The 17,841-nt window shown below is 42.1% G+C and carries 14 protein-coding genes; 12 read left to right on the plus strand and 2 right to left on the minus strand.

The window, feature by feature from the left end:
• The first annotated feature begins 222 nt into the window (after positions 1-222).
• The 4 genes from C2869_RS02560 to C2869_RS02575 all read left to right on the plus strand — a co-directional run bounded on the left by C2869_RS02560 (position 223) and on the right by C2869_RS02575 (position 4,845).
• A complete protein-coding gene (locus C2869_RS02560; protein WP_108601466.1) occupies positions 223-1,923 on the plus strand; it encodes a hypothetical protein in 1,701 nt (566 codons plus the stop codon).
• Positions 1,924-1,999: 76 nt separating this feature from the next.
• Positions 2,000-3,466, plus strand: a complete 1,467-nt coding sequence (locus tag C2869_RS02565) for a sulfatase (RefSeq protein ID WP_199915620.1) — start codon at positions 2,000-2,002, stop codon at positions 3,464-3,466.
• Between the two features lie 155 nt (positions 3,467-3,621).
• Entirely contained in the window at positions 3,622-4,467 is an 846-nt protein-coding gene (locus tag C2869_RS02570; RefSeq protein WP_108601467.1) for a heparin lyase I family protein, read from the plus strand.
• Positions 4,468-4,488: 21 nt separating this feature from the next.
• Positions 4,489-4,845 carry an energy transducer TonB gene (locus C2869_RS02575; RefSeq protein WP_108601468.1) on the plus strand — a complete coding sequence of 119 codons (357 nt, stop codon included), beginning with the start codon at positions 4,489-4,491 and terminating at the stop codon, positions 4,843-4,845.
• A gap of 172 nt (positions 4,846-5,017) precedes the next feature.
• On the opposite strand, the gene uxuA is transcribed toward C2869_RS02575, so the two are convergent.
• Positions 5,018-6,199 (minus strand): mannonate dehydratase, encoded by a 1,182-nt coding sequence (gene uxuA / locus C2869_RS02580; RefSeq protein ID WP_108601469.1) that lies wholly within the window; start codon positions 6,197-6,199, stop codon positions 5,018-5,020.
• 8 nt (positions 6,200-6,207) lie between these two features.
• Complete coding sequence (locus C2869_RS02585; protein ID WP_108601470.1) at positions 6,208-6,966, minus strand: FCD domain-containing protein; 759 nt, start codon at positions 6,964-6,966, stop codon at positions 6,208-6,210.
• Positions 6,967-7,345: 379 nt separating this feature from the next.
• Between C2869_RS02585 and C2869_RS02590 the strand changes: the two genes are divergently transcribed.
• From C2869_RS02590 to C2869_RS23095, 8 genes are all read left to right on the plus strand, one after another.
• Positions 7,346-8,065, plus strand: coding sequence for a 3-keto-disaccharide hydrolase (locus C2869_RS02590; RefSeq protein ID WP_108601471.1), 720 nt, complete (start codon positions 7,346-7,348; stop codon positions 8,063-8,065).
• A gap of 14 nt (positions 8,066-8,079) precedes the next feature.
• The gene (locus tag C2869_RS02595; RefSeq protein WP_199915621.1) at positions 8,080-9,762 is read left to right on the plus strand and encodes a divalent metal cation transporter; all 1,683 of its coding nucleotides are present in this window, start codon (positions 8,080-8,082) and stop codon (positions 9,760-9,762) included.
• Positions 9,763-9,766: 4 nt separating this feature from the next.
• Positions 9,767-10,885 (plus strand): Gfo/Idh/MocA family protein, encoded by a 1,119-nt coding sequence (locus tag C2869_RS02600; RefSeq protein ID WP_108601472.1) that lies wholly within the window; start codon positions 9,767-9,769, stop codon positions 10,883-10,885.
• 18 nt (positions 10,886-10,903) lie between these two features.
• Positions 10,904-11,788, plus strand: a complete 885-nt coding sequence (locus C2869_RS02605; protein WP_108601473.1) for a sugar phosphate isomerase/epimerase family protein — start codon at positions 10,904-10,906, stop codon at positions 11,786-11,788.
• A 231-nt stretch (positions 11,789-12,019) separates the two neighbouring features.
• The gene (locus tag C2869_RS02610) at positions 12,020-14,509 is read left to right on the plus strand and encodes a PVC-type heme-binding CxxCH protein (protein WP_228710743.1); all 2,490 of its coding nucleotides are present in this window, start codon (positions 12,020-12,022) and stop codon (positions 14,507-14,509) included.
• A 98-nt stretch (positions 14,510-14,607) separates the two neighbouring features.
• Positions 14,608-16,023 carry a glucuronate isomerase gene (gene uxaC, locus C2869_RS02615; protein ID WP_108601474.1) on the plus strand — a complete coding sequence of 472 codons (1,416 nt, stop codon included), beginning with the start codon at positions 14,608-14,610 and terminating at the stop codon, positions 16,021-16,023.
• A gap of 102 nt (positions 16,024-16,125) precedes the next feature.
• Positions 16,126-16,413 (plus strand): helix-turn-helix domain-containing protein, encoded by a 288-nt coding sequence (locus C2869_RS02620; RefSeq protein ID WP_108601475.1) that lies wholly within the window; start codon positions 16,126-16,128, stop codon positions 16,411-16,413.
• Positions 16,414-17,420: 1,007 nt separating this feature from the next.
• A complete protein-coding gene (locus C2869_RS23095) occupies positions 17,421-17,720 on the plus strand; it encodes a hypothetical protein (protein WP_408011895.1) in 300 nt (99 codons plus the stop codon).
• Positions 17,721-17,841: the final 121 nt, after the last annotated feature.

Genomic DNA, 17,841 nt, shown 5'->3' on the forward strand with positions numbered 1-17,841 from the left:
ATAAGAACAGTAACCATTAGTTAAAGAGCTCACATGACTCCTTAGGACTTAAAATGAACAATAACGACCAGTAAAGATTTTATATGATATAATATATACTCAATGTGCAGCGCTTTTAAATAAAATATCTGCTTTTAGGGGGTAGTAAATGTGAAGTTAGCTAGCTTTTCTTTTACAGCAACCCGTTTTATTGCGTAATTCAACAATACGAAGTAAGTGAAAATGATTAAGAGAAAAATCTACCCTGCCGCCTTAATTTCCAGTTTATTAGTCTTAGCTGGCTGTTCAAAACAGCCTGAAGTAGAAGAAGCCAAACCAATGGCAAAAACAGTGACAAAACCAGTCACTGCTCCTGCAACACAATCATTCAGCTTTTCTGTCACTATGGCACAAGACAACCTCACCTTTGCCAAAGATCAGTATTTAAAAATGATCAGTCACGTAGAAAACAAGCAGAACTTATATTACCGCCCTGAATGTAAGCAAGACCCAAGCATGCTTTGCATTCCCCGTTCGCAAGAGCACGGTGCCATTTTTGTCGATAAATATGGCAAATGGACCAATGGCTTCTTTCCAGGTGTGATGTGGAAGTTATTAAGTAACAAAGACAATATTCAATGGTCTAGCGGACAAGAGCAAAAACTATACGACAGTGCCAAGTATTTCCAACAAGCCCTAGAAAGTGACGTAGGCAGAACCTCTACTCATGACTTAGGCTTTTTATTATATGACTCATATGGTGAAGCCTTGCACTATGACGAGCTAGATAGCAAAACACGTCAACAATATAGTCAGTACTTGGATGTAGGTCGAGCGGCTTTAGCGACCCGATTTAGTGATGAAAAAGGTCTAATCCGTTCATGGGATTGGGCGCCACATATGAAGCTAACCACGATTGAAAATGGTGAGCAAAAAGTTGACCTTTATTCATTATCAAACCCTTGGCAGTTCCCTGTGATCATCGACAATATGATGAACCTAGAGTTTCTGTTCGACAGTGACGTAGAGCGCTATCACGAAATCGCTTTTAGCCATGCTAAATATACGCTGGAGAACCACTATTTTTACGATGAGGCGGACAAGGCGCAACAATACCCATTGTCGTATCACGTATTTGATTACGGCGAGAATAAGCCGGGTAACTGGCAAGGTTTAGGTAATGTTTCTGCTTGGGCGCGCGGTCAAGGTTGGTCTTTGTATGGCTATTTAACGGTTGTAGAAGCCATGGCTAAAACCAAGGTCGATTTAAGCAAATACCCTGATTTTGACAACCATCTCAATCGTTTGTTGGGCAGTATTGAGCATTTACTCGGTGATGAGTACGTACCTTACTGGGACTTTTGGGCAGCACGTGACAACGCCTATGAATACGCTGAAAACGTATCGCCAGATACTGCAATCTACTCGGGGATTTTAGAGCTTTGTGCAAAACGATTAGAAGACCACATCACACCTTATAAAGGTTACAAACCGCAAAGACTCGACGCATCTTTATTATCTGATGAATCGCTTAAGCGTCTGCAAGGCAAGAAAAACTGGTACGGAGAAGACGTAATACAAGGTGATAAAATTGTGCCTTGTGGCTCTAAACCATACCCAGCAAACCATCAAAAAATACCACGTGATACCTCGGCTTCTGCTCTGTTTGCATCGGCACTTTATCAATTCGCCATCATCACCAAAGATGATGCCAAGAGCCAAAAGTACGCAGATCTGGCAGATAAGATTATGCTTGAGTTAACAAATAATTACCGAACTGACCGTAACCAAACCCGCAAAGATAGCTTAGGTTTAGGTTTTGTCTTAGCAGAAGCAACGGGCAATATGGGCAGTGCCGGTGAAATTGATACACCTATTGTGTATGGCGACTTCTACTTTATTGAAGCCAATGCCAGAAAAATTGCTTACGAACAACGTAAGTAGAAGTAATAAAATTGAAGGCTGGTTTTATACCTGCCTTACAAGATAAACATTGGGCGTTCCAACTACAGGTTACAGAATGATTAATAGGCGACATTTTCTTTTAGGCGGCGCAAGTTTATTGACTGCGGCTTGTTCTACTCAATTTGATTGGTTAACCGATCTTAAAAAGCAATATCCAAATGTATTAATGCTGGCGGTTGATGATTTAAATAATTGGGTAGGCGCGTTAGGTGGACACCCCAATGCCAAAACACCCAATATTGACCGATTAGCTGCAAAAGGCACAACCTTTACCAATGCTCATGCCCCCGCTCCTTTGTGTGGCCCATCACGAGCTAGCATAATGACAGGGTTAGCGCCTTCAACTACTGGTATATATGGTCATGTGCACGACAATGATATTAAATCCGCCAATGATAAAGCAGCGCAATCCATCTTCTTAAGTGAATATTTTAAACAACACGGCTATTACACGGCTGCGGTTGGTAAAATATTCCATCAAGATGTGGCTGAAGGCAGCTTTGATGAGTTTGGCGGTCGCGTAAAAATGTTCGGCCCTTATGCACCTAAAGCCTTAAATTGGGATAAAAAAGGCACAAGTACCGACTGGGGAGCCTACCCTGAACGCGACGATCAAATGCCAGATTATGACTCAGCCAATTGGTTGATCGAGCAATTAGAACGGGAGCATGACAAGCCCTTTTTCCTTGCGGGTGGTTTTTTACGTCCACACGTACCTTGGACTGTGCCGCAAAAATGGCTCGATATGCATCCGATTGAGGACATCGAATTACCACCGTATTTGAAAGATGATATGGACGATGTTCCAGAAATAGCCAAACGGATCACCGAATTTAAAATGATGCCAACCACTGAATGGGCAAAAGAATCTGGACAATGGAAATATATAGTACAAGCTTACCTAGCCAGCGTTTCATTTGTTGATTCTTGTATTGGTAAAGTATTAGATGCGCTAGATAATAGCCAATATGCCGACAATACGGCTGTCGTGTTATGGGGCGATCATGGTTATGACATTGGCGAAAAAAACCGCTTTGCTAAAATGGCTCTGTGGGAAACATCAACAAAGACACCACTGATAATCAAGCCACCAAAATCATCGGGCAAACAAGTGAGTTCACGTCCTGTTAGCTTGCTGGATTTGTACCCAACTTTAGTCAAAATGTGTGGATTGCCAGAAAACACATACAACCAAGGTAATGATCTAACCCCGTTACTTTTCAAGCCTGATGCGCAATGGCAACACGCTGCAGTGACCACATTTGGTCCGAATAACCATGCGGTGAAAACCGATAGATATCGCTATATTCGTTACGAAGATGGTAGTGAGGAGTTATATGACCACAAAACTGATCCCAATGAATGGCACAACATAGCCAACAACAAAGATTACCAAGGAATAAAAGACCAACTCAGTCAGCACTTACCACGAGAAAACGCCGCTTGGTCGCCGGTTTCGCAATTTAGAAGTAATGATTACTTTAAAGCGATTACGGATGCGGTGCAAAGTAACAAGATGTAAAACATCGACTGAATTTAATGGCCGTAGGGCACAATGCATTTCAGCTAATGCTATGTATTAAACAGCATTAGCAGGTGTAAAACCTGCCCTAGCAAATACTTATAATGCTTATGGAACTGGCTTACGCCCGATCCTAATTAAGTGAGCTAGAAATTATGAAAAAATTAAGCGTCTTCCTATTTGTATTTTTTATCAATATTTTCCCTTCTTCAGCTGAAATTATTTGGTCTGCAGATCCAAATAAAAGTAATAAGGTTACTGACTTTTTTAAACGATTGGACGATGGCAATTACCCGCAAGATTATTGCAAGGTTAAAGGCGATGAAAAAGGCGTTGCCGCATCAACTGCCAGTATTGTGACTGATCCGCGCTATGGTAAGGTTTGGCATATTAATAAGCCGATTAACCGTAAACGCGGTGAGTTTGCGCGCTTTGAAGGTAAAATTAATCATTTATCGCCTAAAGAAGGCGACGATCTATATATTGCATGGAATTGGAAAATAGATACGGCAGACGGCACGAAAATTGATAAAGAGATCACGGTTTTTCAATGGAAATCGGCCAGCCCCCACAATCAAAATTACCCCATTAATATGGAATACGACGGTGATCTTACATTAAACGTGTTTGGCGCTGATTACAGCAAAAAAGTCGGGCAATTTAAGCGCCGTGCGATACTTTGGCGTAAAGCTATACCCCAAGGTGAGTGGGTGTCGTTAATCGTTCGCGTCAAAGTAAACAAGGATGATTTTGGTGGTGTTGTGCAATTCTGGTTTAACGGCGAGCTACAGCAATTAGACAACCTAAAAACCAAGTTGTACCAAGCCAAAATTTCAGACGACAAGAAAAGCGTATTTCATCGCACCAACGACGGCCGTTTTGTGTACCCTAAATGGGGTGCCTATAACAAAAAATCTTGCCAATACAACGTCAATATTTATTATCACGATATGAAAGTAGGAACAACGTTAGAGTCGGTCATGCCTATTCAAAACCATTAACCAGTAAAAATTATAAAAACCATGAATAAAATCATAGCACTAGCTTGTTTTACAATTATGCTTGTGGGTTGTTTATCAACCCCAAGCAAGGTATACCAGCAAAGTGAAGTTAATCAAATCAGTAAACCTATTGTTAGAGTCACCCCTAGGTTTCCTAAAAATACCTCAAATAAATCGCTTTCGGGTTATATAAAAGCTAAATATGTTGTCAAAGAAGATGGCAGGATCGGCGATGTTGTGATCCTTGAATCACAACCCAAAGGTTTTTTTGATGCTGAAGGGATTAAAGCAATCAAAAAATGGCGCTATCGCCCGGCGATATTAAATGGGAAACCGGTCGATTCTTGGCAGACTACGCAACTTAATTGGGGAAAATAGACAAGCATTCTTGCTTGTCTACCTACTAAGACTAGCTTCTAACTATAGTCAAAGCGATCGAGTTTTAGGGGAAGCCGTCAAGCTTCGAAGCCCCATGAGCATATGCTCTATTATGTGATTGGGGTGAGCAAGCGCAGACAATGAACCATAAAACTTGAGCGAGAAGAATATACTAGCTAAAAAATGCTCGTTTCAAACCTAACTCTAAACCGCGGATTTCAGCTAAACCTTTTAATCGGCCAATCGCCGAGTAACCAGGATTAGACGTTTTATTTAAATCATCCAAAATTTGATGACCGTGATCGGGACGCATCGGGATCAGTAATTCCTGACCAGCACTTCTGCGGCGGTTTTCTTCTTGAAGCAAGGCATAAACCACGTTGTACATATCCACATCACCATCAAGATGAGCGGCTTCATAAAAACTATCGCTGTTTTCTTCTCGTTGCGTAGCGCGTAAATGCGCAAAATAAATCCGCTCACCAAAACGTTTGATCATTTCAACTAAATCATTATCCGCGCGCACACCATACGAGCCGGTGCACATAGTAATGCCGTTTTCGATTGCATCAGAAACTGTGGTTAACCACTCTATGTCTTCAATAGTCGACATGATACGTGGAAGCCCCAAAATTGGACGCGGAGGATCATCTGGGTGGATCGCCATTTGCACACCAAACTCTTGGCAAACTGGCAATATTTCGCGTAAAAAATAGGCCAGATGTTGGCGAAATTGCTCTTTATCTATTCCTTTATAGGCGTCTAATTGAGCTTGAAACTCTTCCAAGGTATAGCCCTCTTCTGCCCCTGGTAAACCCGCAATAATATTGTTGATTAGTGTTTGCTTTTCAACGCTCGACATAGTGTCAAAATACGCTTTGGCACGAGCTTGCTCTTCGTCACTATATGTGAGTTCTGCGCCTGGGCGCTTTAACTGAAATAACTCAAAGGCCGCTAGTGCGTCTGCATTAAAACGTAAAGCGCGTGAACCATCTGCCAGCTCATACGATAAATCGGTACGAGTCCAATCAAGAACAGGCATAAAGTTATAACAAATAGTCTTAATGCCCTGCTGCGCTAAATTCACTATGGTTTGCTTATAGTTGTCAATGTACAACTGAAAACCAGGTGTTTGACGCTTAATGGCTTCGTGAACAGGAACACTTTCAACAACAGACCAAGTTAAAGATTTTTCTTCAATTATTTGCTTACGTTGCGCAATTTCTTCTGAGCTCCACACCTCTCCGTTGGGGATATGATGTAATGCAGTGACGATACCTGTCGCCCCTGCTTGTCGAATATCGTCTAAGGTAACGACATCATTTGGGCCGTACCAACGCCATGTTTGTTGCATGAAAATTCCTACCGAGCTTGTAAAGAATATGAATCAAAAAGATAACCATCAAATGCTGGATCATCGACATCTGACAGTTCTAATAAAGTTTGTTTAACGCTTTCTAAGTGCTGCCACATCGCACGTCTCGCTTGCTCTGGTTGCTTACGCTTTAAAGCGGTAAAAATGGCGTGATGTTCACCCAGCCATTTTTGCCTATAATTCAAATCGGCTAAGCGTTTGTGTAACACTTGCCAAGGCTGACTAGATTGGCGCTGCAACCACAAGCGATTAGCAATATCGACTAACGCACTGTTTTGGGTTGCCTCAGCAATCGCCATATGAAACGCTTTGTCACCTGTTTCATTATCTGCGTTATTAGCGATAGCATCCTGCTCTAATTGCAAAGCTTCTTGTAAGCGAACCACGTCGTTTTTAGTCACTTGACTAGCAGCAAACTCAGCAATGTGGCTTTCAATAACCTGACGGGCTTGCAGCATTTCAAATACGCCCATGTTATCGGCAATCGTAAATACGTTTTCATTGGCCGCACTAGGCGCTGGCTTTTGGCTTGGGACTTCAATGACATAAATTCCTGAGCCCTTGCGCACTTCAACTAGCTCTTCCAATTCAAGCATGATCATAGCGTCACGCACTGTCGCTCTACTGACATTTAACCGTTCAGCAATATCACGCTCTGGCGGTAAACGGTCACCAACTTTGTAGTTACCTTTAAGCAACTCTTCCCTAAGTTGTTCACCAATTATTTGATAAGGTCTTTTATTCACGACACTGCTCTATATATGTGTTAAGCGCAACACTCAACCAAGTCTATTTTTATTCTATTGTGCGCACCATTAGCAAAGTTGTCAACCAATTAAACTTTGGTTGACCAATATGGTTAAGTGTGCATAATGGGAACTGATTGAATATAAGGTTTATTGCCTGTTTATCTTGTATATCTAATAAAATCCGTGACTTAGCGTAATAAAAGCGATTTTATTTAATGAGTTTTACACTCAACACAAGGTCAAATGACGCGTAAATATGATTAAAAATAATTGGTTTACCAATAATTTAATCCATTAATAAACCATCAACGACAAACTGATACTCAAAATTTTATAAATAATAAAGTGCTGTATTAGCACACACTGAGGTACAACAATGTTTTCTATCGTTAGAAATAAGGGCAGTCAATTAATCACTGCACTTGCTATCAGCTTAAGCTTGAGTGCTTGCGTTTCAACTCAATCCAGTCAACGTTTAGACAACAATTTAGATGCTTGGCAAAATGTTTATAAATATGGTGAGGCAAGAATTGTTGACGACGAAATTCACCTAATTTCTACCGGTAATTGGTTTTTATTAAGCAAACAAAAATACAAAGACTTCATTTTAGAAGCCGAAATCAAAATGCCTGACGTTAAGGAATACTCAAACTCAGGTATTATTTTTCGCGCTGACGTGGCCTACAACGAAAAGAAAAAAAGCAACTATGCATTTGGCTACCAAGCTGAGGTTGACCCAAGTGACCGTAAGTGGAGTGGCGGCCTATATGAACAAGGCACAAAACGCCAATGGTTACACCCACTGCACGACAAACGCTCGGCACCAGATGCGGACTTCAAACAAAACATCACCAAGCAATGGGATGAAACCAAAGCCAATGCCTATAAACATTTAGAGTGGAACAAATACAAAATCCAAGCCAAGGGCAGTGAAATTAAAATTTGGGTAAATAATGTATTAACGACTCATGTTATTGATGAAAAAACCGCTGAAGGTTTCATTGGTATTCAACATCACGGTAGTTGGGCATTCAAAAAGAACGGTGATCGCACCAATACAGTTAAATTCCGCAATATTCAGATCACTGAAATATAACAGCGAGACAAACCGTGACTCAACAAAACATCAACCAAGACGAACAACGAATTCTCGCGGCTAAGCAAGCTGGAACAGGCGCAACCATAAAAACCTATTTGGGTATGTCTGGACCCGGTTGGTTGCAAAGCGGTATCACGCTTGGCGGCGGTTCACTGGCTAGCGCGCTGTTTATCGGTGTTGTTGGCGGCGTCGAATTTTTATGGGTACAAGTACTCGCCATGTTAATGGGTGTCGTCATGCTATCTGCCATTGCGTACGTTACCCTAAGTTCTGGCCAATCGCCCTACAAACTCATCCGTGACCAAATCAACCCCGTACTGGCTTGGGGTTGGTTATTTGCCTCGTTACTCGCCAATTTAATTTGGGTAATGCCGCAGTATGCCCTGTCTTATTCGGCAATCACTGACAATTTGGGTTTAAGCTTTGGCAGTGAATTAACCAATAAAGTGGTTATTTCTTTAGCCATTTTTGCTATTTGTACCGCGGTAGTTATGCAGTTTGGTCAAGGCGGAAAAGGCCAAAAAGTATTTGATACTGTGTTAAAGGTGATTGTTAGCGGTATTGTGGTGACCTTTATGGCCGTCAGTATCAAAATTTTATTTATCGACCACACTATTAGCCTGAGTGAAGTTTTTGCAGGCTTCATTCCTAGCTTAAGCCACTTTACCGATCCCGTTGGGGCTTTGGGCGACCAATTACACAAATTACCAGAAAATGTGCAAGCCTACTGGCGTGATGAAATTGTTAGTATTCAACAAACCGTATTGATCTCAGGCGCGGCATTTGCCGTAGGGGTAAACATGACGTTTATGATGCCCTATTCCATTATTTCTCGCGGTTGGAATAAAAACTTCCGTGGCTTAGCCGTGTTCGATTTATCAACGGGAATGTTAATTCCATTTGTTTTGGCGACCTCTTGTGTGGTCATCGCCGCCGCGGCGACTTTCCATGGTAATCCACAAGATGCCTTAATCGAACAAAATGGCGTGTATCAAGTTAATCAGCAAGCCTCAGCCAAAGTGCAATCTGGCTTGCAATCAATACTCGATAAACGCCAAGCTGCAGTGGATGCTCCTTTGGATAATCAAGAAATGATGATGGCCGCTTACCTCATTAAGCGTGACACAGGCTCATTTACTAAGGCACTCGAAGGTGTAGTTGGGGTTGACATGGCTAACTTGATCTTCGGCTTAGGTATATTGGCCATGGGGATCTCAACCATCACCATTCTCATGTTGATATGTGGGTTCTGTGTGTGTGAATTTTTTGGTTATGAACACGGCGGACGTCAGCATAAATTAGCCACCCTAATGGGCGCTACTGGATTGCTTTGGTTCGTGGTGTGGTCTGGTGGATCAGCCTCTTACCTGGCAACCATTACTGGCACAATTGGCTTTATTTTTCTACCAACCGCTTATATCGCCTTTTTACTACTATTTAATTCAAAACGTGCAATGGGCGACAACCGACCTAGCGGTAAACAACGTGTTGTGTGGAATGTATTAATGGGCGTGTCGACTGTCGCGATTAGTTTAGCGGCTTTTGGCCCTTACGGCGCTTGGAACAAATCAGTCGATGGTATTCCACTCGGTCGTTATTTTGTAATTAGTTTTATTGTCGCCGCCATTGCTGGGCAAATTTACATGATGATCAAACGCCAAGCGACCCCAGATCCTGTCGCCTGTAAGGAATAAATAAATGTCAAACAAGATACATAAAATCGGCATCATAGGTGCGGGCATGATCGCGCAATTTCATGCTGAAGCAATAAAAGCCATGCCAAACGCTGAGCTAGTCGCCGTTTATAACCGTAACCTAGAAAAAGCAACGGCGTTTGCTGAACAGCATCAATGCCAAGCGTACAATGATCTTGATACTTTTTTAGCCAATGACGACATGCAAGTAGTGACGATTTGCACACCAAGTGGCGCGCACTTAGATCCTGGTTTAGCTGCAGCCAAAGCCGGTAAACACATTATTGTTGAAAAGCCGATTGAAGTCACCACAGATAAAACAGATGCATTGATCCAAGCCTGTAACGATCAAGGTGTGCAACTGATAGGGATTTTACCCCGCCGTTTTAATCAATCAACCCAAATTTTAAAAGACGCGGTTGATAATGGCCGCTTTGGGCAGATCACCTTAGCCGAAGCATCAATTAAATGGTTCCGCACTCAAGAATATTACGATAGCGGTGCTTGGCGAGGTACTTGGGCACTAGACGGTGGCGGCGCGTTAATGAATCAGTCTATCCACACGGTTGATTTGTTATTACACGTCATGGGCAATGTCACACGGGTGTGTGCTTTTGCTGGGCTTGAAGGCCACAAAGATATAGAAGTCGAAGATGTCCTAGTCGCCATATTGCAATTTGAAAATGGTGCGCGTGGCGTGATCCAAGCCTCTACAACTTGTTACTCTGAAACCGGTCATCCGGCTCAGGTACAAATTTGTGGTATGCAAGGCTCGGCCTTTATGGTCGACGACAAATTCTCAGTTTGGGACTTCCAAGACAAACAAGACAACGATGGCGAAATATTAAAAACCTATGGGGTTAACGCCTCAGCCAAAGGTGCCGGTGCAGCAGATCCTAAAGCGATTGACTTCTCGTGGCATCAACGCAACTTTGAAGAAGCATTAGCCGCCATCGATGAAAACCGCCCTTCAATTGTTGATGGCCAAGAAGGCCGCAAGGCAATCGAGTTAATTGGTGCGATTTATCAATCCGCAGCGAATGGTGGACAACCGGTAAGCTTACCTTTGCAAAGCTGGCCGCAAGCCGAACAACTAACCCAAGCCTTTACTGGCAAGTCTTAACGTTTACAGGAACTCGCAATGTATTTAACCGGATTTGCTGACGAAGCCTCGCAAGATCTCGATTTACAAATCAAAGCCACCAAAGCATTAGGCTGGAACGCTATCGAATCGCGTAATATTAATGGCAAGAACATTCATGATTTAACAGAAGAAGACTTCGAAATTGCCGTAGGCAAATTAGAATCTGCTGGGGTACATATCAACTGTTTTGGTTCGGCGATTGCCAATTGGGCAAAGAGTGTTAACGATCCATTTGATATCACGCTGGCCGAAGTCGAACGTGCAATACCGCGCATGAAGCGTTTAGGCACCAAACTGATCCGCATAATGAGTTATCAACGCTGTGAAGGGCAAGAACAATTTGCCCAAGAACGTTTTGCGCGCTTACGCGAAATTGTTAGCCTGTTTCACGCGCATGACCTAACACCTGTGCATGAAAACTGTATGAATTATGGTGGCATGAGCTGGCAACACAGTTTGGAACTTATCGACAATGTGCCTGGCTTAAAGCTTATTTATGACACTGGCAATAGCCCTTTCATGAAAGATTACGCCAAAGGCGGTGATGTATGGCAAGACGGCTGGGAGTTTTATAACCAAGTTAAACCACACGTCGCTTATATTCATATTAAAGACACGTTAAACCCTAAACCAGGTGAAAAAGAAACTTACACCATGCCGGGTGAAGGCCAAGGTTATGTCAAAGAAATTCTGGCAGACCTACAAGCCAGTGGTTATGACGGAGGGATCTCCATTGAGCCACATTTAGCGGCTATTTTTCATGATCCAGCAGCACTCAATACGCCAAACGATAAAAGCTATGACTTATATGTCGAGTATGGCCAAAAACTCATGAAAATATTAGCCGATATGGGTTATCAGCATAGTCTTTACCGTAGATGAGACTTTAGTCTTACTTTTTTGGGTGGGTAAATTTACATACTTTGTAAGCATAAATGCTCACCTACAAGGGTGGGTAAATTTACATGCTTTATAAGCATAAATGCTCACCTACAAGGGTGAAGTGATTTATAGGCTTCAGAAGTATAAATACTCGCCAATTTAGATAAATTATTTTGCAAGCTCAGCAAGCATAAATGCTCGCCCACAAAAGCGAAAAAAAAGAAACACAATATGATGAAAGCAATGAATTTAGGATTAACACTGGCAATTGCCACCACTGTGACTATCACAGGTTGTCAATTATTCCCGCAGAGTCAATCTTCAGCCGATCAAGTTACCGTAGTCGTAACCGCTCCGCCTCGTGCTGCGACACCCGTTGTGCCCACGCCTAAAATTGACGAAACCACGCACAAAAATAAAGGGGATCGCAAGGGTCATAATATGACAGATAAGATCCCAAAAAGTGAAGTTCCCCCCTCGCCTATTCTTAACGTTGAGCAAGCATTAAATTCCATTCAAGTACAAGACGGGTTTGCTGTCGAAAATGTGGTTGCCGAACCTTACATCTTTAATCCTGTTTCATTAACCTTCGATGCTAATGGCCGCATGTGGGTTTGTGAAATGACACGCTACATGCCAGATACATTTGGTACAGGCGAAAACATCCCTGAAGGCAACATAGCCATACTAGAAGATAGAGATGGCGACGGTAAAGTTGATAAACGCACGGTTTTCTTAAATGACGTTATCTTGCCACGAACTATTACCCTAGTGAAAGGCGGCATTTTGTATGCCGATCACACTCAATTATTCTTCACCGAAGTGCTAGAAAAAGACGGCAACTTAGTACCAGGAAAACGCGAGGTCGTCGACCCAACCTATGCTAAAGGCGGCAGTTTAGAGCATAAAACCAACACCATGTTTTATGGTATGGACAATTGGTACTACAACGCCAAAAGCAATAAAAAATATCAAACCATCGCACTCGATGCTGAAGTGCCAAGAGGCGCTAAAGAAATATACCGAAACCAATATTGGAAACTTGTGCGCGGCATTTCGGATTACCGTGGTCAATGGGGCGTTACCATGGATGACTATGGACGTTTATACCACAATGGCAACAGTTCACCTGCGCAAGGCGAATATTTGTTGCCGGGTTCATTGCTACAAAACCCTGAATTCTGGGCCAAAATGGGCGCTAACTTTATAGGTAATGGCGATATTTATTCAATCCGTATGAATACCGGGATCAACCGTGGTTACATCGAAGATATGCTGCATCAAACAGGCCCTAATCGCGGTAAGTTAAAACGTTTTACCGCCGCCAGTGGCAGTGTAATTTACCGAGGCGACAACTTCCCAGATAAATTCTACGGCATGGCCATTACACCAGCACCTGCTGCCAACCTAATTAGCGCCCGTCATGTTATTGAAAAAGAGGGTGAACTAACAGGTGAAAACGTTTATCCAAACGCAGAAATTCTTGCCTCGACCGATGAGCGATTCCGTCCGGTAAACCTTTATACAGCGCCCGATGGTTCATTGTACATAGTTGATATGTACCACGGAATTTTGCAGCATAAAGAATTTTTAACTACCTACTTAAGTGAGCAAATTAAAGCGCGTAACCTCGACCAAGGCAATAACACCATGGGTCGAATTTATCGCTTACGCTGGGCAGAAAAAGCGCTGGGGGCACAACCTCAGTTAGCTAATTTAAGCCCTAGTGAGTTAGTGCCATTTTTGAGCCATGCTAATGGTTGGTGGCGCGACACGGCCCGCCGATTAATTATAGAGCACGCAATACACAACGAAGTCACCACTGCGGCAGCTAAAATTCAAGCATTAATAGTAAACAGCGATGACGAAAAAACGATAATTAATGCGCTTTGGACTTTACACGGTATTGATGTGGTAAACTTAGCCACGCTGCAACCCTTACTAATCAGTGGTAGTCAACAAGTCAAAGTGGCTGCGATTGCCGTCAGTAATAAACTTGATGTATCTGAACACCAAGCATTTGCTAAACATCTATTCGCCTTAGCCGATTCTGACTACCGCGTAGGGTTACAAGTCGCTTTAAATGCGGGCAGTATTCAATCTCCATTAGCCTTACAAGCATCGAAAAAAGTGCTAGATACCTATATAGGCAAACCTTTTGTTAGAGAAGCTGTCATGAGTGGTGCCGGCTTGCGTAGTAAGGAACTAGTCGCCTTGTTAGGTCAATACCCAGACAACGACATGATGTATATCGTCAATAACCTAGGTAAAAAACCAGCTGATAGAACCAATCGTGCGCAACTATCATCCCAAGGCAAAGCCTTATACGATTTAGGTAAACAACACTTCAACGGCGCCGGTGCGTGTTTTGGTTGCCATGGGGCCGATGGCGATGGCATTAAAGGCATGGGACCAACGTTTTGGGATAGCGAATGGGTTGTTAAAGATAAAGAAATACTCGCTAAAGTCATGCTACATGGTTTATCTGGCCCGATTAAAATGAAATGGCAAACTTGGAATACCTCCATGGTGATGCCTGGAATGGCAAATAACCCAAGTATGACAGATAAAGATTTAGCCGCGATTGCCACGTATATCCGCAATAGCTGGGGTAATGCGGCTGATACCGGTAGTGAAGTTAAGCCAGAGTTTTTTAGCCAAGTTAGGAAAAAAACCGCTGGCCAATCCGTACCTTATACACAAAAAGATTTTAAATTTTAAATTTTAAATCAATCATTCAAGGTCGGGCCTAACGTCCGACCAAGACCCATAACAACAATAATAACCACAACACACAACAACCCATAGAGAGCTTCAACATGAAACCGTTTTTAGCCGATAACTTTTTACTTAACTCTCCTGTTGCCGAGCAATTGTATTCTGACTACGCCGCCAAGCAGCCTATCTACGATTATCACAGTCACTTAAACCCAGCTGAAATTGCTCTGGATATGCGCTTTGATAATATTGCGCAAATTTGGTTACAAGGTGATCACTATAAATGGCGAGCGATGCGTGCAGCTGGCGTCGACGAAAATAAAATTACCGGCACCGCCAGTGATAAGGAAAAGTACCTAGCTTGGGCTAAAACCGTGCCTTTGTGTATCGGCAACCCAAGTTACCACTGGACACACATGGAACTAAAACGACCTTTTGGTATTGAAGGTGCATTATTTGGCCCAGAAACAGCAGAACAAATTTGGCAGCAAACCAGTGACATGTTAAGTCAGCCTGAATTTAGTGCGCGCGGTATTCTTAAACAAATGAATGTAAAATATATCGGCACGACAGATGATCCTTTATCGTCATTAAGCCATCATCAAACGATGCTGGACGATGCCAATTTTGATATATCGATCACCCCGAGCTGGCGTCCAGATAAAGCGTTTAAAATCGAATTACCTGATTTTGCCGATTATATGCAACAGTTAGGCGAAAAAACCGATATCGAAATCCACCGTTTTAGTGATTTACTAGCCGCATTAACTCAGCGCATCGAACATTTTGAAGCCCATCAATGTCGTACAGCCGATCATGGTATTGAAAATATGCGCTTTGCTGAAGTGCCAAGCGAAGCGATACTCGACAGCATTTTACAAAAACGCCTTGCTGGTGAAACCTTATCTGAGCTTGAAACCGACCAATTTTTTACCGCCGTCAACGTTTGGCTAGCCGAGCAATATTGTCGCTTGGGTTGGGTATTGCAAATGCACATAGGCCCGCAACGCAATAATAGCTCGCGAGTATTTGCCAAATTTGGTGCGGATGCGGGTTGTGACTCAATGAGTGATAAACCGTTTTCTGCACCACTTGGCCGATTACTCGACACCATGGATATCAACAACACCTTGCCAAAAACCATACTATACGCAATTAATCCTGCCGCTAACGAAATGCTCGCCACTATGGTGGGTAACTTTAACGACGGTAGTGTCGCGGGTAAAGTGCAATTTGGTTCAGCTTGGTGGTTTAACGACCAAAAGGACGGCATGCAGCGACAACTAGAGCAAGTGGCGCAACTTGGCTTGCTTAGCCAATTTGTCGGTATGTTAACTGACTCTCGTAGCCTGTTGTCTTTTACTCGCCACGAGTATTTCCGCCGCATTTTGTGTAACAAATTAGGTGATTGGGTTATGGATGGCGAAGCCCCCCATGACATTGAATTGTTGGGCAATATGGTAAACAACATTTGCTATAACAATTCAAAACAATTTTTCGCTAAACCCCACGAATAACCTAATTAAACCAATAAGACGCTTGAGCTTACGCCAAGCTTAAGCGTTGTTTAAATCAACAAAAGCCAATACCTTGAACAAGATCAACCTTGGTAAACTACGATGAATTCACTACACACGCCGCACCAAGACAACACAGACTCAATAACACCCATCACAACGATGCGCGATTTTAACGCTAATCGCTTAACGCCAATATCAGAATTTGATGCTCAGCAAGTGCGTACATTACGAGAAGGGTTAGGCTTGTCACAAGCTGTATTTGCCGAGTATTTAAATGTCAGTACTAAGCTCATACAAAAGTGGGAACAAGGGTTAAGTAGCCCGCGCGGTGCAGCGGTGAAATTGTTATCCATGGCAAAAAAGAAAGGCTTGAAAGCCATAAAATAGCAAGATAAAAAATTTAATAGGGTCAATTCTACATCTGCAAGCCTTGCGGTTGGAACTGTCTGGAAAACTTCCCCAGTACCCAAAGCTAAAGAACGTATATTGAGAATTATTAAACTCTACCGCAGGGATTTAATACTTGAAGCTTATGATGAGATCATGGAGCTACAAGCAAAGAAAAACGCTTAGACTGATCATCTAAGCGCTCCTCAAGTCGAATAGGTAGCCAAATAGTTTTGGCGACCGGATTGGCTACCTCATTCAAAGTAACTTCATAACCATATAGCTTCCACAAAACAAATATAGACCGTTTTAATATCTTCTTAAAACCATCAATTATGGTACAAATTTGTACCATACCACTTAAAAACAGAATAAAAACCCAACTACTGACTTGAAAAATAGAAATTATCTTTTTATTTTCATATAGTTAAGATAAATTCAAGAAAAAACAAAAAAAATAAAATAAAGCCTTCAATTTAAAACAGTAATCCGTAAAAAACTTATTAAATTGAGCATCTAAACTTACATACCTTCCTTAACGGTCATTTTTCAACTTTACATGATTAAAGGTATGTTCTAGCATAGATTTAACGCTATAAATTGAATGTTTATTAAGCAGTTTTAGCGGAGGGGCTACAAAGTCGAGAGCCTGAGAAACTTAACGACTTTGCAGCATGTACATAGAATATACGCTCTGAGTTTAACTCAGGGCTAGGAGTATTTTCAATGAATAAGATTGAATTGTTCAATGAAGTGGCTCGACTTTTACTTAAGGCCAACTGGCTAAGTGATGAAGAACGCTACAGCATCCTTTCCACCATTATGGATGGCGAAAGTTAACGTTCCAACTTAGGCCGCTTTACCACAACTGCGGCCTTACACATCACTTTCATTGATTGATGCCAAATAGTTGGCTTTAGCCTCGCTTTGTAGATTTTGCATCATTCGTTTATCATATGGCATTATTTCGGATATAGTTGACTCAGCTCATTCAACGTTCAAAAGCGATGAGTCGTATATCAAATTGTTACAGTTTGGCACACGAAATAAAAGGTAGAACGATGAAAGTAATAAAGGTGGTTTCAATATATCTATTCGGTTCTTTGGTGAAGCTTAACAAAATTCCCAGTGACATAGATATTGCTGTTATCAGTAAAAATATATTTAAACTAGCCACACATCTAAAAACTATTTTTGAGAAACTAAAAATACCATTTAGTATAAAGTTAGATGCCTACAACGCCCCTCTACTGTACTCAAATATAAAATCTAGTTGCACTACACCTTGGCTTGATATGCAGCCATAGATAAAGTAACAGTAGATTAAATAATATCTACCAAGTCAATTCTTTGGTCACAAGTATATGTAAATTTGCTCAGTCGAGCTGAAACATGAAAGAGTTCTGATTTAAAGTAACAAGGCACCCC

Origin of the sequence: Saccharobesus litoralis (assembly GCF_003063625.1) — a bacterium.
GTDB lineage: Bacteria > Pseudomonadota > Gammaproteobacteria > Enterobacterales > Alteromonadaceae > Saccharobesus > Saccharobesus litoralis.

Bases quoted from the DNA above. Each gene is read 5' to 3' on its own strand.
- C2869_RS02560 (WP_108601466.1), top strand. From the start codon at position 223: ATGATTAAGAGAAAAATCTACCCTGCCGCCTTAATTTCCAGTTTATTA.
- C2869_RS02565 (WP_199915620.1), top strand. From the start codon at position 2,000: ATGATTAATAGGCGACATTTTCTTTTAGGCGGCGCAAGTTTATTGACT.
- C2869_RS02570 (WP_108601467.1), top strand. From the start codon at position 3,622: ATGAAAAAATTAAGCGTCTTCCTATTTGTATTTTTTATCAATATTTTC.
- C2869_RS02575 (WP_108601468.1), top strand. From the start codon at position 4,489: ATGAATAAAATCATAGCACTAGCTTGTTTTACAATTATGCTTGTGGGT.
- uxuA (WP_108601469.1), bottom strand. From the start codon at position 6,199: ATGCAACAAACATGGCGTTGGTACGGCCCAAATGATGTCGTTACCTTA.
- C2869_RS02590 (WP_108601471.1), top strand. From the start codon at position 7,346: ATGTTTTCTATCGTTAGAAATAAGGGCAGTCAATTAATCACTGCACTT.
- C2869_RS02600 (WP_108601472.1), top strand. From the start codon at position 9,767: ATGTCAAACAAGATACATAAAATCGGCATCATAGGTGCGGGCATGATC.
- C2869_RS02605 (WP_108601473.1), top strand. From the start codon at position 10,904: ATGTATTTAACCGGATTTGCTGACGAAGCCTCGCAAGATCTCGATTTA.
- C2869_RS02610 (WP_228710743.1), top strand. From the start codon at position 12,020: ATGATGAAAGCAATGAATTTAGGATTAACACTGGCAATTGCCACCACT.
- uxaC (WP_108601474.1), top strand. From the start codon at position 14,608: ATGAAACCGTTTTTAGCCGATAACTTTTTACTTAACTCTCCTGTTGCC.
- C2869_RS02620 (WP_108601475.1), top strand. From the start codon at position 16,126: ATGAATTCACTACACACGCCGCACCAAGACAACACAGACTCAATAACA.
- C2869_RS23095 (WP_408011895.1), top strand. From the start codon at position 17,421: ATGAGTCGTATATCAAATTGTTACAGTTTGGCACACGAAATAAAAGGT.